This is a genomic window from Stenotrophomonas sp. YJH_SMC_91 (assembly GCF_059368495.1).
This window is the reverse complement of the sequence record NZ_JCAFRT010000001.1, coordinates 379,083-396,618: the sequence shown is the minus strand read 5'-3', so window position 1 is coordinate 396,618 and position 17,536 is coordinate 379,083. Positions and strand designations below refer to the sequence as shown.

Sequence of the window (17,536 nt, the reverse complement as noted above, 5' to 3'; positions counted from 1 at the left end):
ACGGGGTAAGGTGGCGTTTTCCTCGAAGTCAGGCAACGCCGATGGCCCCCACCACCCCGTTCACCGCCTTCCGCATCGAAAACGACGACGCCGGCTACCGCAGCGGCCTGGTCCGGCTCGGGGTCGACGACCTCAACCCCGGCCAGGTGCTGATCCGCGCCCACTGGTCCTCGGTCAACTACAAGGACGCGCTGGCCGGTACTGGAAAAGGGAAGATCCTGCGCCGCTTCCCGCTGGTGGGCGGCATCGATGTGGCCGGCACCGTGGTCGCCAGCACCGACCCGGACTGGCGTGAAGGCGACGCGGTGCTGGCCACCGGCTGCGGCCTCAGCGAGACCCGCGACGGCGGCTACAGCCAGTACGTGCGGCTGGAATCGCGCGCGGTGATCGCCCAGCCGGCCGGGCTGACCCCACGCGAGGCGATGGTGCTGGGCACCGCCGGCTTCACTGCGGCGCTGGCCCTGCTGCGCATGCAGGACAACCGCCAGACCCCGGAACTCGGCCCGCTGGCGGTCACCGGTGCCAGCGGCGGTGTCGGTGCGCTGGCGCTGTCCATCTTCAGCCGTGCCGGCTACAGCGTGCACGCGGTCAGCGGCAAGCCGGACCAGGCAGGATTCCTGCGCAGCATCGGCGCCACCGAGGTACTGCCGCGCGACGCGCTGGCCGACACCGGCGCGCTGCAGTCGGCCCGCTTCGGGGGTGGCCTCGATAATGCCGGAGGCGACATGCTGGCCAGCCTGCTGGCGCAGACCGTGCCCTACGGCAGCGTGGTCAGTGCCGGCCTGGCTGCCAGTCCGACGCTGGACATGACGGTGATGCCGTTCATCCTGCGCGGTGTCTCGCTGCTGGGCGTGTCCTCGGCCAATGCGCCACGCGGACTGCGTGAGGAAGTGTGGTCGCGGCTGGGGAGTGACTGGAAGCCGCATCACCTGGACCGCATCTGCACCGCCGAAGTCGGCCTCGATGGCCTTCCTGCCGTATTCGAACGGATGCTGGCGGGCGGTTCGCTGGGTCGTACCGTGGTGCGGATCGACTGAACGTCGCAGGCAGGCGACGGACGGCAGACGCGGCCCTCCCGCCGGTAATGGGCCCGCACTACACTGCGGGCATTACATGGGGAACAACATGGCACGCATTCTGATCGTCGACGACTCACCGTCGCAGCTGTTGGGGATACAGCGCATCGTCGAAAAGCTCGGGCACCAGATCCTGACCGCCACCGATGGCGCCGCCGGGGTCGAAACCGCCAAGGCCGAGCTGCCCGACCTGGTCCTGATGGACGTGGTGATGCCCAACCTCAACGGCTTCCAGGCCACCCGTACCCTCGCCCGCGACGAGGCGACCCGGCATATCCCGGTGATCCTGGTGACCACCAAGGACCAGGACACCGACCGCATGTGGGGCATGCGCCAGGGCGCCAAGGCTTACATCACCAAGCCGTTCTCGGAGGACGAGCTGTCCGAGGTGCTGGAGCGCGTGTTCGCGGGCCAGGGCTGAGACGCGCGCGGTAGTGCCGGCCGCTGGCCGGCAACCACGCATCACCGTCCAGGGCAATGAAGTTGCCGGCCAGCGGCCGGCAGTACCTTCAAATGGTCTCGCCGAACGCCTTGGCCAGATTGCGGTACGCCTTCTTCTGCGCCTCATCGGTCGCAGCCGGGGCCACGATCTCGATCTCGACGATCTGGTCGCCATCCGGGTTGCCCGGCAGGCCACGCCCGCGCAGGCGCAGCTTGCGGCCGGCATCGGAATCGGCCGGAATCTTCAGTTCCACCGCGCCGCCCAGGGTCGGCACGCTGATGCTGGTGCCCAGCGCGGCCTGCCACGGCGTGAGCGGCAGCGTATAGAGGATGTTGCGGCCATCGACCTCGAACTGCGGGTGGGCGGCGTATTCCACTTCCAGCAGCAGGTTGCCGCCATGGTTGCCCTGCCCTGCCAGGCGGATCACCTGGCCCGGGCGGATGCCCTTGGGCACGCGCACGTCCAGCTGCTTGCCGTTGACGGTGATGCGCAGGCTGTCGCCGCTGTAGGCCGCTTCCAGTGGCACCGACAGCTTGGCGCGGGTATCGCGGTTGGGCGCATGGCCCTGGCTGCTGAAGCCCGGACCGGCCCCCGCGCCCGCTCCACCGCGCTGGCGCGCGAACAGGCTTTCGAAGAAGTCGCTGAAGCCGCCGTTGGGGCCGCCGCCACCGAACACTTCCTCGAAATTGAAACCACCGGCGCCGCCGTAGTTCGGCGGCACGTTGAACTCCTCGCCCGGGCGATAGCCCTGCGCGCGCAGCTGGTCGTAGGCCGCGCGCTTTTCCGGATCACGCAGCGCCTCGTAGGCCTCGTTGACCGCCTTGAACTTGTCTTCGGCCCCAGCCTCCTTGCTGACGTCCGGGTGGTACTTGCGTGCCAGCCGGCGGTAGGCGGTCTTGATCTCCGCCTCGCCCGCGCTCGGTTCCACCCCCAGGGTGGCGTAGTAATCCTTGAATTCCATCCAGCTACCTCGATTCGCTTCGGCCGCGCCGGTGGCGCCGCCCCGGGTTCATTCTACGCGCCTGCGAGGCTACGCCGCCCCTCGTGCGGCCCCGGTGAGGCCGACTGATCCTGCGCAATGCGGCTGCCATCCCCGTGCGCCACGCTGTGGCTGGAAGCCCCTGCCACAAAGCCGGAAGATGGGGCCTGCACACCGGGTTTCCAATGTCTTGACGCCCCTGTCCCATCCGGCCCACTAGCCTGCCCCAGCAAGGAGTTCCCATGACCATCCATGTCGGCGACCGCATTCCGGAAGTGACCCTCAAGCGCATCCGCGAGGGCATTGAAACGCTTGATACGCATTCGTTGTTCGATGCGCGCAAGGTGGTGCTGTTCGCCGTGCCCGGCGCGTTCACCCCGACGTGCTCGGCACGTCACCTTCCCGGCTACGTCGAAAAGTTCGAGGCCTTCCGCCAGCGCGGCATCGACGTCTACTGCATGGCCGTCAACGACCCGTTCGTGATGAAGGCCTGGGCCGCCGACCAGAGCGTGCCCGACGGCCTTCTGATGCTGTCCGACGGCAATGCCGAGCTGACCCGCGCCCTGGGTCTGGAGCTTGATGCGAGCGCGTCGGGCATGGGAATCCGCTCGCGTCGTTTTGCCCTGTACGTCGACGACGGCGTAGTTCGAGAGGCCTGGGTTGAACAGCCCGGCCAGTTCGAAGTGTCTTCGGCCGAGTACGTGCTGGAGCATCTCCCCACCTGATTCCCCACCGCAGAAGGAAACGGCCAGCCATGTCCAGCAAGCCAGCCAAAGCCAGCAAGCCCGCCGCGAACGTTCCTGGCATCAGCGCTCGCGCAACGCTGCGCGAGCGCGCCCGGCGCAACCTCGAAGACGGCGCGATCACAGACAGCTACAGCGCTGACCGCGAGGTGGTGATCAAGCTGCTCAACGACGCACTGGCCACCGAGTACGTCTGCGTTCTGCGCTACTACCGGCACTACTTCATGGCCAAGGGCATGCTGGCCGACGCGGTCAAGGCCGAGTTCCTGGAACATGCACAGCAGGAACAGGCGCACGCCGGCAAGCTGGCCGAGCGCATCGTCCAGCTGGGCGGCGAGCCCGACCTCAATCCGGATACGCTGACCGCGCGTTCGCACGCCGAATACAAGGAAGGCAGCGACCTGCGCGACATGGTGCGCGAGAACCTGGTGGCCGAGCGCATCGCCATCGACAGCTATCGCGAGATGATCAACTTCATCGGTGACCGCGATACCACCACCAAGCGCATCCTTGAAGAGATCCTGGCGCAGGAAGAAGAGCACGCCGACGAGTTCGCCGACCTGCTGGATGGGTGGATCGGGGAATAGCGGCCCCGCATACGCCTTGGTAGATGCCCACCCTGGTGGGCGCATTCATCGCGTGCCAACCAAGGTTGGCACCTACCGCAGGACGTTGAACCTTACCTGTGTCCAAGCGCCATCGGCCGCCAGCGCGGTCAAGGTGTGCGCGCCCGGCTCGGCGAACTCGCGCTGCATCAGCTGCGCACCGCGCGTCTGTGCGATCCAGCGTCCATCGAGCAACCAGTCCACCGCCTGCTCGCTGCCCAGCGCGCGCAGCTGCAGGCGTACGCCATGTTCCGAATTCGGCGCGCGCGCCAGCGTGGCGCCATCGTTGAGCCCATCGATGTGCAGCGCAACGCTGGCCTCGCGGCCATCATCACGGCAGTCCGGCGACAGCGCCGGCAGCTGCGAGGCTTCGCGCGTGGCCTTGGACAGCCACGGCGACAGCAACGCTGGCCAGCGCGCGATCTCGCGCGCGACTTCTTCGTGCGGCAAGCGGCAATCGGCTGACACGCGCAGACCGGTACGCGCATCGGCAAGGTAGCGCTGCCGACCCGGTTGCCAGCGCCGTGCCTCGCGTTCGGGGAAGGTCGGTGGTGCCGCGCCTTCCAGCAGATAGGCTGGCATCAGCCGCTGGCAGAGCGCAGCAGGCAGGCCTTCGGCACGCTCACCGGTCGGCCAGCAGATGTCTTCCTGGCTGACGCTGGCCGGCATCGGCGCAGCGGCCGAGTCACCGCGCTGGCGCGGCAGGCTGTCCACCACCTCGAACATCAGCGGCAGCGCGGTCACCGCGCCGTACTGGCCCGGTAGCGGTGTGCCGTCCGGCCGGCCCACCCACACGCCCACGGTGTAATGGCGGGTGCTGCCGATCGCCCACGCATCGCGGTACCCGTAACTGGTGCCGGTCTTCCACGCCACGCGCGGGCGGCCACCGACATCGAACGTCCCGACGCTATACCCCGGCCGCGGATTCGATTCCAGCATCTCGCGCACGATCCAGCTGGCGCCGGGCGAAGCGAGGCGCCGCTCGATCATCGGTTCGTCATCGGTGTAGCGCACGCGCCCGGCGATGCCGTTGCGGTTGAGCGCTGCGAACGCACCGACCAGATCTTCCAGCCGCGCACCGGTGCCGCCCAGGATCAGCGACAGGTTGGGCGTGCTGCCCGGCGGGAAGCGCAGCTGGATGCCGGAGTGCGACAGGCGCGCAGCAAAGCGCGCCGGACCGACCCGCTGCAACAGGTCCACCGAGGGCACGTTGAGTGACAGCCGCAGCGCGCTGGAGGCGCCGATCGGCCCATTGAAGGCCATGTCGAAGTTGCCGGGGCGGTAGCTGCCGAAACTCTGCGGCGCATCGACCAGCAGGCTTTCCGAATGGATCAGGCCATCGTCCAGCGCCATTGCATACAGGAACGGCTTGAGCGTGGAGCCCGGCGAACGCCAGGCCTGCACCATGTCCACGTGGCCGAGCCGCTGGCGGTCACCGAACGCCAGCGTGCCGACATAGGCACGCGCCTGCAGGGTCTGGTTGTCGACCACAAGCAGGGCCGCCGAAGTGCGCTCGGGCAGCGTGGAGAAGTAGCTGGCCACGCGTTCTTCCAGGGTGCGCTGCAGGCCGATGTCGATACTGCTCTGGATGCGTGCCTGGCCCGGATGCGCCGAGTGCAGGCGCTGCGCCAGCAACGCGGCATGCAGCGGCGGCCGCAGCGAGCGTGCAACCACGTTCTCGATGCGCGCATCTTCCACTTCTTCCGCTGTCCACGCGCCCAGCTCGGCCATGCGTGACAGCACCTTGTCGCGCGCCTTCTGAGCCGCTTCCGGATGGCGGTCCGGGCGCAGCCGGCTCGGCGCCTGCGGCAGCACCGCCAGCAACGCGGCCTCGGCATGCGACAGCTGCGCCGCCGGCTTGCCCAGGTAGGCCCAGCTGGCCGCTTCCACGCCCTCGATGGTGCCGCCGTAGGGTGCGCGCTCCAGGTACAGGGCCAGGATCTGCTGCTTGCTCAGGTGCACTTCCAGCTGCACCGCACGCAGCATCTGCTTGAGCTTGCCCCAGGGGGTGCGCGTATGCGGATCGAGGATGCGTGCGACCTGCATGGTCAGGGTCGAGCCACCGGACACGATGCGACCACCGCGCAACAGCTGGCCACTGGCACGCAGGATCGCCAGCGGGTTGATGCCCGGATGGCGCCAGAACCAGCGGTCTTCGTAGGTCAGCAGCGCCTGAAGGTACAGCGGCGAGACGCTGTCGGTCGATGCCGGATAACGCCACACGCCCTCGGCATCGGCGAACGCACGCAGCGGCGTGCCATCGGCAGCCACCACCAGGGTGCTGGTATCGCGCTGCTTCGGCAGCGGCGGCGGGAAGGCGAAATCCAGCACCAGCAGCAGTGCCAGCGTGGCGGCCGTACCCCAGCGCAGCCACGGCCACAGCGGCTGCAGCCGGCGGCGCAGGGCCGCCAGCCGGGCCGTCATCGTGTTCGTCATTGCAGCGTGCCGCATTGGAGCTTGCCAGCTGGACGGGCCGCACCGTCGCGGCCCGTCCGCGCGGTCACGGCTGTACCACCGTGATCGTGGTCGGGTTGCTGCGGCCGACGCCGCGCAGCTGCGGCCGGTACATGTCCTCCACCAGCGGCGGCGGCACCGAGTAGGTACCCGGGGTCACCGCGCGCACCAGGTAGAACACGTTGGCCTTGCTGCCACGCGAGAGCTTCAGCGCGGCCACGTAGCGGTCGTCGCGGAATTCCTCGTGCTTGGTATCGGCCGCTTCACCCCGGTCGCTGATGGTGATGCCATCGACCACCACGTCGGCCCACTGCTTGGCATCGCCCAGGTTGAAGTTCTCGATCTCCAGGCCGGCCGGCAGCAGGTCGGTCAGCAGTGCATCGGGCATCGTGGTGTCGGCAGCGACGGTGACGCGCACGATCAGGGCTTCGCCTTCCTTCAGCGGCCGCGGCGACCACGGCTTGCCATCGGTGCCGTAGTAGCTGCGCTCGACGCCCAGCACGCTGTTATCCGGTGCCGGCGCGCTACGCGGGATACCGGCCACGTCGATGCTGGCGAACATCGGCGGCTGGCCCTGCGGGGTGAAGCGCACGCCGCTGGCGAGTTCATTTGCACTGAAGTTGCGGCCGAACAGCTTGCGTTCGCCGATGGCTTCGGTGTTGCCACCGATCACCAGTTCACCGGCCACCAGCGCCTTCTGGTTGGCAGCAAGCGCCTTGCCAAGGCGGGCAATCGCTACCTGTTCCTGCGTGCTCAGCCACATCCAGCCGGCATTGCGGCGCGCATCCAGGCCACGGCCGAGGTCAACCGCACGTGCATCCCAGGCCGGCTTGGCCAGCTTGTTTTCGTGGGTCAGCGCGATCATCAGCGCGTCATCACGGATCGCACTGCCGTAGTCGCCGAAGTACGACGGGCGTTCGCTGCTGGACTTGGCGAAGGCCGCCGCCAGCGCGGCCTGGCCGCGCTTGGCATCGCCCTGCAACGACAGCGCCACGCCCAGGTGGACCAGCGACAGGCCGCCGACCGCCTTGCTGCGCTCGTTGTCGTACAGCGTGCGCAGGGTACCCAGCGGCGCACGGTTGACCCGGGCCAGCACGTAGCCCGAGTACGCCTGGTTGGCGAACTTCAGCTTCTCGCGGTCGTCCTGGCCATAGAACTGGTTGCCACCGGACAGCAGATCCTCGCTGAGGCGGTTGAGCGCCTTCTGCAGCACGTTGTCGGGCACGGCGAAGCCGGCGTCCTTGGCATCGAGCAGGAACTCGGTGATGTACGGGGTCAGCCACGGGTTCACGTAGCCGTCGTCACCCCACATCGAGAAGTTGCCATTGGCCACCTGCATCGACGCCAGGCGGCCAAACGCACCTTCCATGCGCTCGCGGCGGGTCTTGGCATCCAGCCCGTCGGCACCGAGCATCGACGATGTTGCCTGGTCCAGGATCAGCGCGGCGTAGCCCTTGCTGGTGGTCTGCTCGGCACAGCCATACGGGTAGTTCAATGCACCCTGCAGCGCACTGGCGAACGGGATCGGCGGCAGCGGGCTGACCAGCAGGCGGGCATTCACCGACTCGGCCATCAGGCCATCGGTCAGGCTGTTATCGAGGCTGACCGCGGCCAACGGATCAAGCGTGCGCACCTGCGAACGCAGCACCTGCGGCCACGCCGCACGCACCGGCAGGTCGTAACGGCGATCGGCCTTGAAGCCGTTGCCGTCCACCCGCACCCGCACCTTGGCCACGCTGTGGCCCTCGCGTGCCGAAAGCGGGAAGCTCAACGTGGTCTTGGCGTCGGCATTCAACTGCACGCTGCGGCTGCCCTCGCCCAGGTTCAGCGGGCCCTCGCTTTCCACCTTCACGTTGAACTGGCCCGGCTTGCCGGTGAAGTTCTGCACATCCAGGGTCACGGTGCTGCGGTCGCCCGGAGCGAGCACGCGCGGCATGCTGGCTTCGGCGAGGATCGGCGCACGCACCACGGTTTCCACGTCGCGCTTGCCGTACTGGTCATCGCTGTAGACCAGTGCCGACACCCGCAGGGTGCCGTTGAAGTCCGGCACCTTCAGGCGGATGCGGGCGATGCCCTTGGCATCGAGCTGCACCGGGCCAGAGAACAGGTCCACGGTCTGCACGCGCGCGGTCGGGCGCTTGGCCTGCGGCAACGCCTGCAGCGCCATGTCGCCACCGAACTTCAGCTTGCCGGCACCGCCGTCAAAGCTCTCGATCACCCGGCTGTAGATGTCGTAGGCATCAATGCCGAGACGACGCTGGGCGAAAAAGTGCGCACCGGCGTCGGGCACCGGGAAGCGGGTGATGTTGAGGATGCCCACGTCCACCGCCGAGACCGTGACGTGCGCCATTTTGCCGGCCAGCTGCGGTGCGCTGACCGTCACCGGCAGGTCCTGTTCCGGTCGCATCTGCTTAGGCGCTGCCAGGCCGACGGCCACGGTGCGCCCCTTGCGGTCCATCGGTACGTGCACCACGCCCACCGCACGGGCCGGGGTGATCTTGCTCGGCGCACTGCCGCCGCGGAACACCAGCGCGGTGATGTAGACGTCGTGGCGCTCCCAGTCAGCGGTGACCGGAATCTTGAAGGTCGAACCCGGCTTGGCGTCGATGTCCTGCACGTACAGCATGCGGTCGGTCTCGACCATCAGGATGCCCTTGCCGGCGTGCGGCGGGGTCACCGTCACCTCTAGCGTGTCGCCTGCCTTGTAGCCGGTCTTGTCCAGGCCCAGCTTGATCTTGTCAGGGCGCGCGTCCAGGCCGCGGTTGTCATCACCCCAGCTCCAGCCGGCGCGGAACGGGTAACGGCTGGTCAGGCCGGTGGACGGGTCGAACACGTCCACCCGGTACTCGCCCCACTCCACCGGGAAATCGAAGGCGACCGCACTGCTGCCGGCATCGACGGTGCGGGTTTCCTTGTTCTCGAAACGGCGGGTGAAATCGTAGTCCCAGCGATTGTCGTTGAAGGTCCAGTGGTAGTCGCGCAGCTCGCGCACCAGGGTGATCTTCAGGCCCTTGGCCGGCTGCGGCGTACCAGCAGCATCCACGCGCATCAATTCGAAGCGCGCGTTGCCGTTGGAATCGGCACCGTCCTCCGGGTTGAACAGCGGGCGTACACCAACCAGGGCGTTGGCCGGCCACATCACCCGCTTCAGGGTACGGGTGACCGTGCGGCCACCGGTTTCATACAGGCTGCCGGACAGCACTACGGCAATCGGCGCCTTGGCCTTGGCTGCCTCTTCCGGCAACACGACGTCCTCACGCAGCTGGCCGTTGCCCGGCAGCGTGGTATCGATCACGTCCTTGGCCTCGCGCGGCAGCTGCAGGGTCGGGTCACCGAAGAAATAGCCCGGCAGGCCTTCCACCGGCTTCTGCTCGGCGGCCACCGCCATGCGCGCGGTGAAGCGGTTGCCATCGGCCGGCGCGCCATACAGATAGGCGCCATTGGCCTGCAGGCGCAGGTCCTCACCCGGCTTCAGCGTCTTCTGCGCGCTGTCCAGGTCCAGCTTCATGCGCTCGGGCAGGAACTCCTCGATGCGCAGGGTCATGCCCTGGATCGCTTCCTTGCTGGCCGGGTCGGTGCGGAACTCGACCTGCCAGCGCCCGGTCGGCGCCTCGGCGGGAATGACCTGCTCGAAGTTGATGTAGCCCTGGTCGCCCGGCTGCAGGCGGGTCTCGCGGAAAGTCTTGCCGTCGGGCTGCTTCAGCCGCAGGAATACCGGCTGCGCCTTGACCGGCTTGCCGTCGTTGTCGCGCAGCAGGGCGGACAGGCGCACGGTCTCGCCCGGGCGGTACAGGTCGCGGCCGGACCAGGCGTAGACGTCGAACCACGCATTGTCACGGCCGGCCACGGCGAATTCGCTCAGATCCAGCGCCGGCTGGTTGAACGGCAGGAAGCTGGTGTCCTTGCCGGTGCTGGCGACCAGCACGTGGGTGGCATCCAGGGTGTAGTTCAACAGCGCGTTGCCATTGCCGTCGGTGCTGCCCTTCAGCACAACCTCGCCCTTGGCATCGAGCACGCGCAGGTCGATGCCCTTCAGCGGCGCGCCGTCCTTGAGGCCGGCGGTATGGACGAACAGCTTGTCCTTGTAGGCGCGGGTATGCAGGCCGATGTCGCTGACCGAGAAGAACGCGGTATCGAACTCGCCTTCGTAGTCACCGGTGCGCTTGAGCAGGGCGAAGTACAGGCCCGGCTCCTGCAGTTCCTTGATGTCCTGGGTCGGCAGGTAGGTCAGCACCCGCTCGTTCTTCTTGCCCCCCAGGATGAAGCGGTTGACGTAGACCGGCTCTGCCAGCTTGTTGATCGGGCTGCGCTCGTAGTCGCTGCTCAGCTCCCAGCTGCCGCGGCGGCCGCCGCGCTGGTACTGGCTGAAGAAGGTCGGCAGGTCCTTCTCGCGCACGCGCAGGAACTCGACATCGACCTCCGGCACGTTCACCGAGACCACCGGCAGGCCGCGGCTGTCCTTGGCCGGCAGCACGCTGCCCTGCGAGGCGAAACCGACCACCGGCTTCAGCTCGCCGCTGAACACCTTCTGCTTCAGTTCCTTGCCCAGGCGGCTGCCATCGGCGGCCAGCAGGTCCGGCGAGACCACCAGGCTGAACTCCTTGCCGGCCTCGACGAACGGGTAGCGCAGGGTCAGGCCGTCATCGGACAGCGTCCAACTGCTGTCGTCGGTGCCGACCTTCTCTTCGAAACGCACCAGCTTGTCGAAATCCTGGGTACCGACCAGCGGGCGCGAGAACTCCAGCGCCAGCGACAGGCCGTCATTCTTCTGGTCCGGGTAGGCACGCAGCAGGGTGAATTCCTTCACCTGCTCGGCCTTGGTGGTGATCGCCTCACCACTGGCCTTGGGCAGCTGCCCGCTGTCATTGCGGCAGCCGGCCAGCCCCAGCAACAGGCCTCCTGCCAGTACCGCCGCCGCCCATCCCCACCGCTTCCGCCGTGCCGGACCGCTCATGTCGTCACTCCTTGATCGAGGCGGCCATTATAGGCAGGCCGCGTCAAGGTGTTGACGCGATTTCGGCAATTGCCCCAAGTGCGGGTAGTGCCGGCCGCTGGCCGGCAACCGGCATGGCAGGTTGGATGGAATTGCCGGCCAGCGGCCGGCACTACCGATCGCCCTAGCCCGGCAGGTACAGGTCCACGTAGTCGGTCACCGGCATTGCCGCCAGCGCCACCGGGTCCAGCGATGCGGCCAGGATGCGCTGCTGCTGGCTGGTCGGGAAGCGGTGGGCCAAGTGCCGGCGGAACTTGTCCATCAGCAGCGGAATGCCTTCCTCGCGACGGCGGGCATGGCCGAGCGGGTACTCCACCAGCACCTCGGGCAGCTCGGTGCCATCGGTGAAGCGCACGCTCAGGCCGTTGGCGATGCTGCGCTTGTCAGGTTCCAGGTAATCGGCGCTGAGCTGCGGGTCTTCATGGCAGGTCATTTTCGCGCGCAGCGCATCGATGCGCGGATCCGCCGCCACATCGTCCTCGTAGTCCTCTGCCACCAGCCGCCCATGCAGCAATGCGATGGCGACCATGTACTGCACGCAGTGGTCGCGGTCGGCCGGGTTATGCAGTGGGCCCTGCTTGTCGATGATGCGGATGCAGGCTTCCTGGGTCCGGATCGCGATGTGCGCAATGTCCTCGACCCGCCGCCCCATCGCACGCAACTGCTGGTGCAGCATGACCGCGGCCTCCACTGCGGTCTGGCCGTGGAACTCGGCCGGGTAGCTGATCTTGAACAGCACGTTCTCCATCACATAGCTGCCTAACGGTCGCCCCAGCGTCAGTGCCTGACCGCGCATGGACACGGCCTCGAAGCCCCAGGTTGGCGCGCTGAGCACGCTGGGATAGCCCATCTCACCACTGGCCGCCATCAAGGCCAGGCGCACGCCACGGCTGGTCGCATCGCCGGCGGCCCAGCTCTTGCGCGAGCCGGTGTTGGGAGCGTGCCGGTAGGTGCGCAGCGCTTGGCCATCGACCCAGGCCAGCGACAGCGCATTGAGCATGCGCTCGCGGTCCAGCCCGAGCAGTTGGGCGACCACGGCAGTGGTGGCCACCTTGACCAGCACCACGTGGTCGAGCCCGACCCGGTTGAAGGAGTTCTGCAGCGCCATCACGCCCTGGATCTCGTGCGCCTTGATCATCGCCAGCAGCACATCGTGCACGGTCGGCGGCGGACGACGCAGGGCCTGCGCGTTGCGTCCCAGCCAATCGCAAACAGCCAAGATGCCGCCGAGATTGTCGGAAGGATGGCCCCACTCGGCAGCCAGCCAGGTGTCGTTGAAATCCAGCCAGCGCACCATTGCGCCGAGATTGAAGGCGGCCTGCACCGGGTCCAGCACGTAGTGCGTGCCCGGCACGCGCGCGCCGTTGACCACGCTGATGCCCGGCACCAGTGGACCGAGCAGCTTGCTGCAGGCCGGGAAAGAAAGTGCCTCCAGTCCGCACCCAAGCGTATCGAGCAGGCAGTGGTGCGCGGTCTGGAACGCCAGCGGTGAGTCGATGCGTGCGTCGCGCACGTAATCGACGATGTCCACCAGCAGCGCATCCCACGCTGCACGCTCGTTGGATGGGGTGTGGCTGTCGGACATCGTCAATCTCCTCGTTGCGGTGCACGGTTGCCCGTGCACCATGCCAACCAAGGTTGGCATCTACCAAAGCAATCGATCTCTGCGGCCCGGTAGTCGCCAACCTTGGTTGGCGTTTACCAACGCATCACTCGGCCGGTACCCGCACCTTGCCTTCCATCAATACGCGGGCGCTGCGGCTCATGATGGCCTTGGTCACTGTCCACTGGCCGTCAACGAGACCTGCCTGTGCACCCACGCGCAACGTGCCCGAGGGATGACCGAACGTCACCGCTTCGCGTTCGCCGCCGCCGGCGGCGCGATTGACCAGCGTGCCCGGGATCGCCGCCGCAGTGCCGATCGCTACGGCGGCGGTACCCATCATCGCGTGGTGCAGCTTGCCCATCGACAACGCGCGCGCATGCAGGTCGATCGCCGAGGCCGGGATGGCCTTGCCACTGGACGACACGTAGTCCTGTGCCGGTGCCACGAAGGCCACCTTCGGCGTGTGCTGGCGGGTCGCCGCGTCTTCCAGGCTCTTGATCAGCCCCATGCGCAAGGCGCCGTAGGCGCGGATCTTCTCGAAGCGCTCCAGTGCTCCCTTGTCCTCGTTGATCGCCGGCTGCAGCTCGGTGCCGGTGTAGCCCAGGTCGGCGGCGTTGAGGAAGATGGTCGGGATGCCGGCGGTGATCATGGTCACCTCGAAGCTGCCCACGCCGGGCACGTCCAATGTATCGACCAGATTGCCGGTCGGGAACATCGCGCCCGCATCACCGTCATCGGACGGATCGATGAATTCCAGCTGGATCTCGGCCGCCGGGAAGGTCACGCCATCCAGCTCGAAATCGCCGGTCTCCTGCACTTCGCCATCGCGCATCGGCACATGGGCGATGATGGTCTTGCCGATGTTGGCCTGCCAGATGCGTACGGTGCACAGGCCATCGCGCGGCACCCGGGCCGGATCGATCAGCCCATGGGCGATCGCAAACGGACCCACCGCGGTGCTGAGGTTGCCGCAATTGCCGCTCCAGTCGACGAAGGCGGTATCGATCGAGACCTGGCCGTACAGGTAGTCCACATCGTGGTCCGGCACAGAAGCAGTGGAGATGATCACGCACTTGCTAGTGCTGGAGGTGGCGCCGCCCATGCCGTCAGTCTGCTTGCCATACGGATCGGGCGAGCCGATCACGCGCATCAGCAGCGCATCGCGTGCTGCGCCCGGCACCCGCGCGGCCTCGGGCAGGTCCTGCAGGCGGAAGAACACACCCTTGCTGGTGCCACCGCGCATGTAGGTAGCGGGAATACGGAGTTGCGGGAGGAAGGTCATGGATCAGTATCCTGGATGCGACGAACCAATATCGGGGTTGAGCTTCTCGTCTTCGAACAGTGCTTCCATGCCCCGCGAAGCATTCCAGATGCGCACGATGGAAACGTGCGCAGGTAGCTCCACGTAGTAGACCAGGTAGCCGTCGAAGCGACGAACCGGATGAAAACGCAATGGCGCTGGCAGCGAGGGCAACAGATCCGCATGCAGTGCGGAACCAGCACCCGGGTGGGCCTCGATCAGCTTGACGACGGATTCCACCGCATCGATGAAGCCGATTTCCAGCACTTCTCCGCCCTGATCTGCATACCAAGCTGCTGCCTGGTCAAGATCTCGAACCGCTGCAGGGGACCAGTGCGAAGGTTTCACTTGCGGTTCCGTGCACGCTCACGGAGCTTGTCAAAGTGATCCGGCGCCAGAGGCGCCGAAGGTCCCGACGCCAGCCCCTCGGCAATCAGCTGCTTGAGCAGCTCTTCAGCCTTGCTGCGCTGGCGCTGGCGGATCAGGTCACGCACATAGTCTGACGTACTGGAGTAGCCGCCTTCGCGCACTTCTTCGTCCACGAACTGCTTGAGCGGATCGGTCAGCGAAATGTTCATGGTGGCCATGAAACCCTCCTTTGGCAGTTTTTGCCAAGCCAGTGTGCGCCCTGCCCTGGGGTCGGACAAGCCCGCCCCCGGCCTCCGGGGGCGGGCATTCAGCCGGCTATCACGCCACCTTGGCGCCTTCCAGGAAGTCCTGGGCGAAGCGCTGCAGCACGCCGCCGGCCTCGTAGATCGCCACTTCCTCGTCGCTGTCCAGGCGGCAGGTGACCGGCACCACCACGTCCTGGCCGTCACGGCGGTGGATGACCAGGGTCAGCTCGGCACGCGGGGTACGCTCGCCGATCACGTCAAAGGTCTCGGTGCCATCGATCCCCAGGGTCAGCCGGGTGGTGCCCGGCTTGAACTCCAGCGGCAGCACGCCCATGCCGATCAGGTTGGTGCGGTGGATGCGCTCGAAGCCCTCGGCCACGATCGCCTCCACGCCGGCCAGGCGCACGCCCTTGGCGGCCCAGTCACGCGAGCTGCCCTGGCCGTAGTCGGCACCGGCGATGATGATCAGCGGCTGCTTGCGCTGCATGTAGGTCTCGATCGCCTCCCACATGCGCATCACCTTGCCTTCCGGCTCCACGCGCGCCAGCGAACCCTGCTTCACGCTGCCGTCGTCATTGCGCACCATCTCGTTGAACAGCTTCGGATTGGCGAAGGTGGCGCGCTGCGCGGTCAGGTGGTCACCGCGATGCGTGGCGTAGGAATTGAAGTCCTCTTCCGGCAGGCCCATCTTCGCCAGGTATTCGCCGGCGGCACTGGACGCCAGGATCGCGTTGGACGGCGACAGGTGGTCGGTGGTGATGTTGTCCGGCAGCACCGCCAGCGCGCGCATGCCTGCCAGCGTGCGCTCGCCGGCCAGTGCGCCCTCCCAGTACGGAGGACGGCGGATGTAGGTGCTCTGCGGGCGCCAGTCGTACAGCGGGCTGACCGCGGCGCCGTGCTCCACGCGCACGTTGAACATCGGGTTGTAGACCTTGCGGAACTGCTCGGGCTTCACCGAGGCCTTCACCACCGCGTCGATCTCGGCATCGCTGGGCCAGATGTCCTTCAGGCGCACTTCGTTGCCGTCGGCGTCCACGCCCAGCACGTCCTTCTCGATATCGAAGCGGACGGTGCCGGCGATGGCATAGGCGATCACCAGCGGCGGCGAGGCCAGGAAGGCCTGCTTGGCGTACGGATGGATGCGGCCATCGAAGTTGCGGTTACCCGACAGCACGGCCGTGGAATACAGGTCACGGTCGATGATTTCCTGCTGGATCTTCGGATCCAGCGCACCACTCATGCCATTGCAGGTAGTGCACGCGAAGGCGACGATGCCGAAGCCGAGCTGCTCCAGGTCCGGCAGCAGGCCGGATTCTTCCAGGTACAGCTGGACGGCCTTGGAACCCGGCGCCAGCGACGACTTCACCCACGGCTTGCGCTGCAGGCCACGCGCTTTGGCGTTGCGCGCCAGCAGTGCGGCGGCGATCACGTTGCGCGGATTGGAGGTGTTGGTGCAGCTGGTGATGGCCGCGATGATCACCGCGCCATCGGGCATCAGGCCCTGCGCCTGCTCGGCCTTGCCCGCTTCCAGCTTGGCCTCGTCGGCGATGCCGCGCTCGGCCAGCTCGGCAGTGGCCACGCGCTTGTGCGGGTTAGACGGGCCAGCCATGTTGCGCACCACGCTGGACAGGTCGAAGTGCAGCACGCGCTCGTACTGCGCGGTCGCCAGATCGTCGGCCCACAGACCGGTGGTACGTGCGTAGTTTTCCACCAGCGCTACCTGCGACTCCTCGCGGCCGGTCAGGCGCAGGTAATCGATGGTCTGCCCGTCGATGTAGAACATCGCGGCGGTCGCGCCGTATTCCGGGCACATGTTGGAGATGGTGGCGCGGTCACCGATGGTCAGTGCCGCGGCACCCTCGCCGAAGAATTCAAGCCACGCGCCGACCACGCGCTCCTTGCGCAGGAACTCGGTCAGCGCCAGCACCACGTCGGTGGCGGTGATGCCCGGCTGCGGGCGGCCACTCAGTTCGACACCGACGGTGTCAGGCAGGCGCATCCACGACGCGCGGCCCAGCATCACGTTCTCCGCTTCCAGACCACCCACACCAATGGCGATCACACCCAGCGCATCCACGTGCGGGGTGTGGCTGTCGGTGCCCACGCAGGTATCCGGGAAGGCCACGCCGTCCTGCACGTAGATCACCGGAGACATCTTCTCCAGGTTGATCTGGTGCATGATGCCGTTGCCCGGCGGAATCACATCCACGTTCTGGAATGCCTGCTTGGTCCAGTCGATGAAGTGGAAACGGTCTTCATTGCGACGATCTTCGATCGCGCGGTTCTTCTCGAACGCCTGCGGATCGAAACCACCGCACTCCACCGCCAGCGAGTGATCGACGATCAGCTGCACCGGCACAACCGGGTTGACCTTGGCCGGGTCGCCACCCTTGTCGGCGATCGCATCACGCAGGCCGGCCAGGTCCACCAGCGCGGTCTGGCCGAGGATGTCGTGGCAGACCACGCGCGCCGGGAACCACGGGAAATCCAGGTCGCGACGGCGCTCGATCAGCTGCTTCAGCGAATCGCCGAGCGTGGCCGGATCGCAGCGACGCACCAGGTTCTCGGCCAGCACGCGCGAGGTGTACGGCAGGGTGGCGTAGGCGCCGGGCTGGATCGCATCGACAGCGGCACGCGCGTCGAAATAATCCAGCGCGCTGCCGGGGAGGTTCTTGCGGTAATCGGTATTCATGGGCTGGCGGAGTACTTGGGGCGGGCCGGGTG

Annotated in this window: 12 protein-coding genes; 4 read left to right on the top strand and 8 right to left on the bottom strand. The window is 67.1% G+C overall.

Annotation, left to right across the window (positions count from 1 at the left end):
* The first annotated feature begins 41 nt into the window (after positions 1 to 41).
* Both AC5P5X_RS01700 and pilH read left to right on the top strand, forming a co-directional pair.
* Entirely contained in the window at positions 42 to 1,037 is a 996-nt protein-coding gene (locus AC5P5X_RS01700; RefSeq protein ID WP_111189061.1) for a YhdH/YhfP family quinone oxidoreductase, read from the top strand.
* An 88-nt stretch (positions 1,038 to 1,125) separates the two neighbouring features.
* Positions 1,126 to 1,497, top strand: coding sequence for a twitching motility response regulator PilH (gene pilH, locus AC5P5X_RS01695; protein WP_005410644.1), 372 nt, complete (start codon positions 1,126 to 1,128; stop codon positions 1,495 to 1,497).
* Between the two features lie 88 nt (positions 1,498 to 1,585).
* Here pilH and AC5P5X_RS01690 read toward each other — a convergent pair whose 3' ends face one another.
* On the bottom strand, positions 1,586 to 2,479 hold the full coding sequence (locus AC5P5X_RS01690; protein WP_005410645.1) for a DnaJ C-terminal domain-containing protein: 894 nt from the start codon (positions 2,477 to 2,479) through the stop codon (positions 1,586 to 1,588).
* A 260-nt stretch (positions 2,480 to 2,739) separates the two neighbouring features.
* On the opposite strand from AC5P5X_RS01690, the gene AC5P5X_RS01685 reads away from it, so the two are divergent.
* Both AC5P5X_RS01685 and AC5P5X_RS01680 read left to right on the top strand, forming a co-directional pair.
* The gene (locus AC5P5X_RS01685) at positions 2,740 to 3,222 is read left to right on the top strand and encodes a peroxiredoxin (RefSeq protein ID WP_005410646.1); all 483 of its coding nucleotides are present in this window, start codon (positions 2,740 to 2,742) and stop codon (positions 3,220 to 3,222) included.
* Between the two features lie 29 nt (positions 3,223 to 3,251).
* Positions 3,252 to 3,827: a ferritin-like domain-containing protein gene (locus tag AC5P5X_RS01680; protein ID WP_049431659.1), complete on the top strand. Its 576-nt coding sequence runs from the start codon at positions 3,252 to 3,254 to the stop codon at positions 3,825 to 3,827.
* A gap of 72 nt (positions 3,828 to 3,899) precedes the next feature.
* On the opposite strand, the gene pbpC is transcribed toward AC5P5X_RS01680, so the two are convergent.
* From pbpC to acnD, 7 genes are all read right to left on the bottom strand, one after another.
* Entirely contained in the window at positions 3,900 to 6,281 is a 2,382-nt protein-coding gene (pbpC, locus tag AC5P5X_RS01675) for a penicillin-binding protein 1C (protein ID WP_060381195.1), read from the bottom strand.
* A gap of 64 nt (positions 6,282 to 6,345) precedes the next feature.
* Entirely contained in the window at positions 6,346 to 11,253 is a 4,908-nt protein-coding gene (locus tag AC5P5X_RS01670; RefSeq protein WP_060381196.1) for an alpha-2-macroglobulin family protein, read from the bottom strand.
* Positions 11,254 to 11,416: 163 nt separating this feature from the next.
* The gene (locus AC5P5X_RS01665; RefSeq protein WP_012481005.1) at positions 11,417 to 12,877 is read right to left on the bottom strand and encodes a bifunctional 2-methylcitrate dehydratase/aconitate hydratase; all 1,461 of its coding nucleotides are present in this window, start codon (positions 12,875 to 12,877) and stop codon (positions 11,417 to 11,419) included.
* Between the two features lie 124 nt (positions 12,878 to 13,001).
* On the bottom strand, positions 13,002 to 14,180 hold the full coding sequence (prpF, locus tag AC5P5X_RS01660) for a 2-methylaconitate cis-trans isomerase PrpF (RefSeq protein ID WP_111189059.1): 1,179 nt from the start codon (positions 14,178 to 14,180) through the stop codon (positions 13,002 to 13,004).
* Between the two features lie 3 nt (positions 14,181 to 14,183).
* Complete coding sequence (locus AC5P5X_RS01655; protein WP_024956932.1) at positions 14,184 to 14,546, bottom strand: type II toxin-antitoxin system RelE/ParE family toxin; 363 nt, start codon at positions 14,544 to 14,546, stop codon at positions 14,184 to 14,186.
* The gene (locus tag AC5P5X_RS01650) at positions 14,543 to 14,785 is read right to left on the bottom strand and encodes a type II toxin-antitoxin system ParD family antitoxin (protein ID WP_005410653.1); all 243 of its coding nucleotides are present in this window, start codon (positions 14,783 to 14,785) and stop codon (positions 14,543 to 14,545) included. Before AC5P5X_RS01650 ends, AC5P5X_RS01655 begins: the two co-directional genes overlap by 4 nt.
* Before the next feature lie 100 nt (positions 14,786 to 14,885).
* Positions 14,886 to 17,504 (bottom strand): Fe/S-dependent 2-methylisocitrate dehydratase AcnD, encoded by a 2,619-nt coding sequence (gene acnD / locus AC5P5X_RS01645; protein ID WP_088430813.1) that lies wholly within the window; start codon positions 17,502 to 17,504, stop codon positions 14,886 to 14,888.
* Positions 17,505 to 17,536 lie beyond the last annotated feature (32 nt).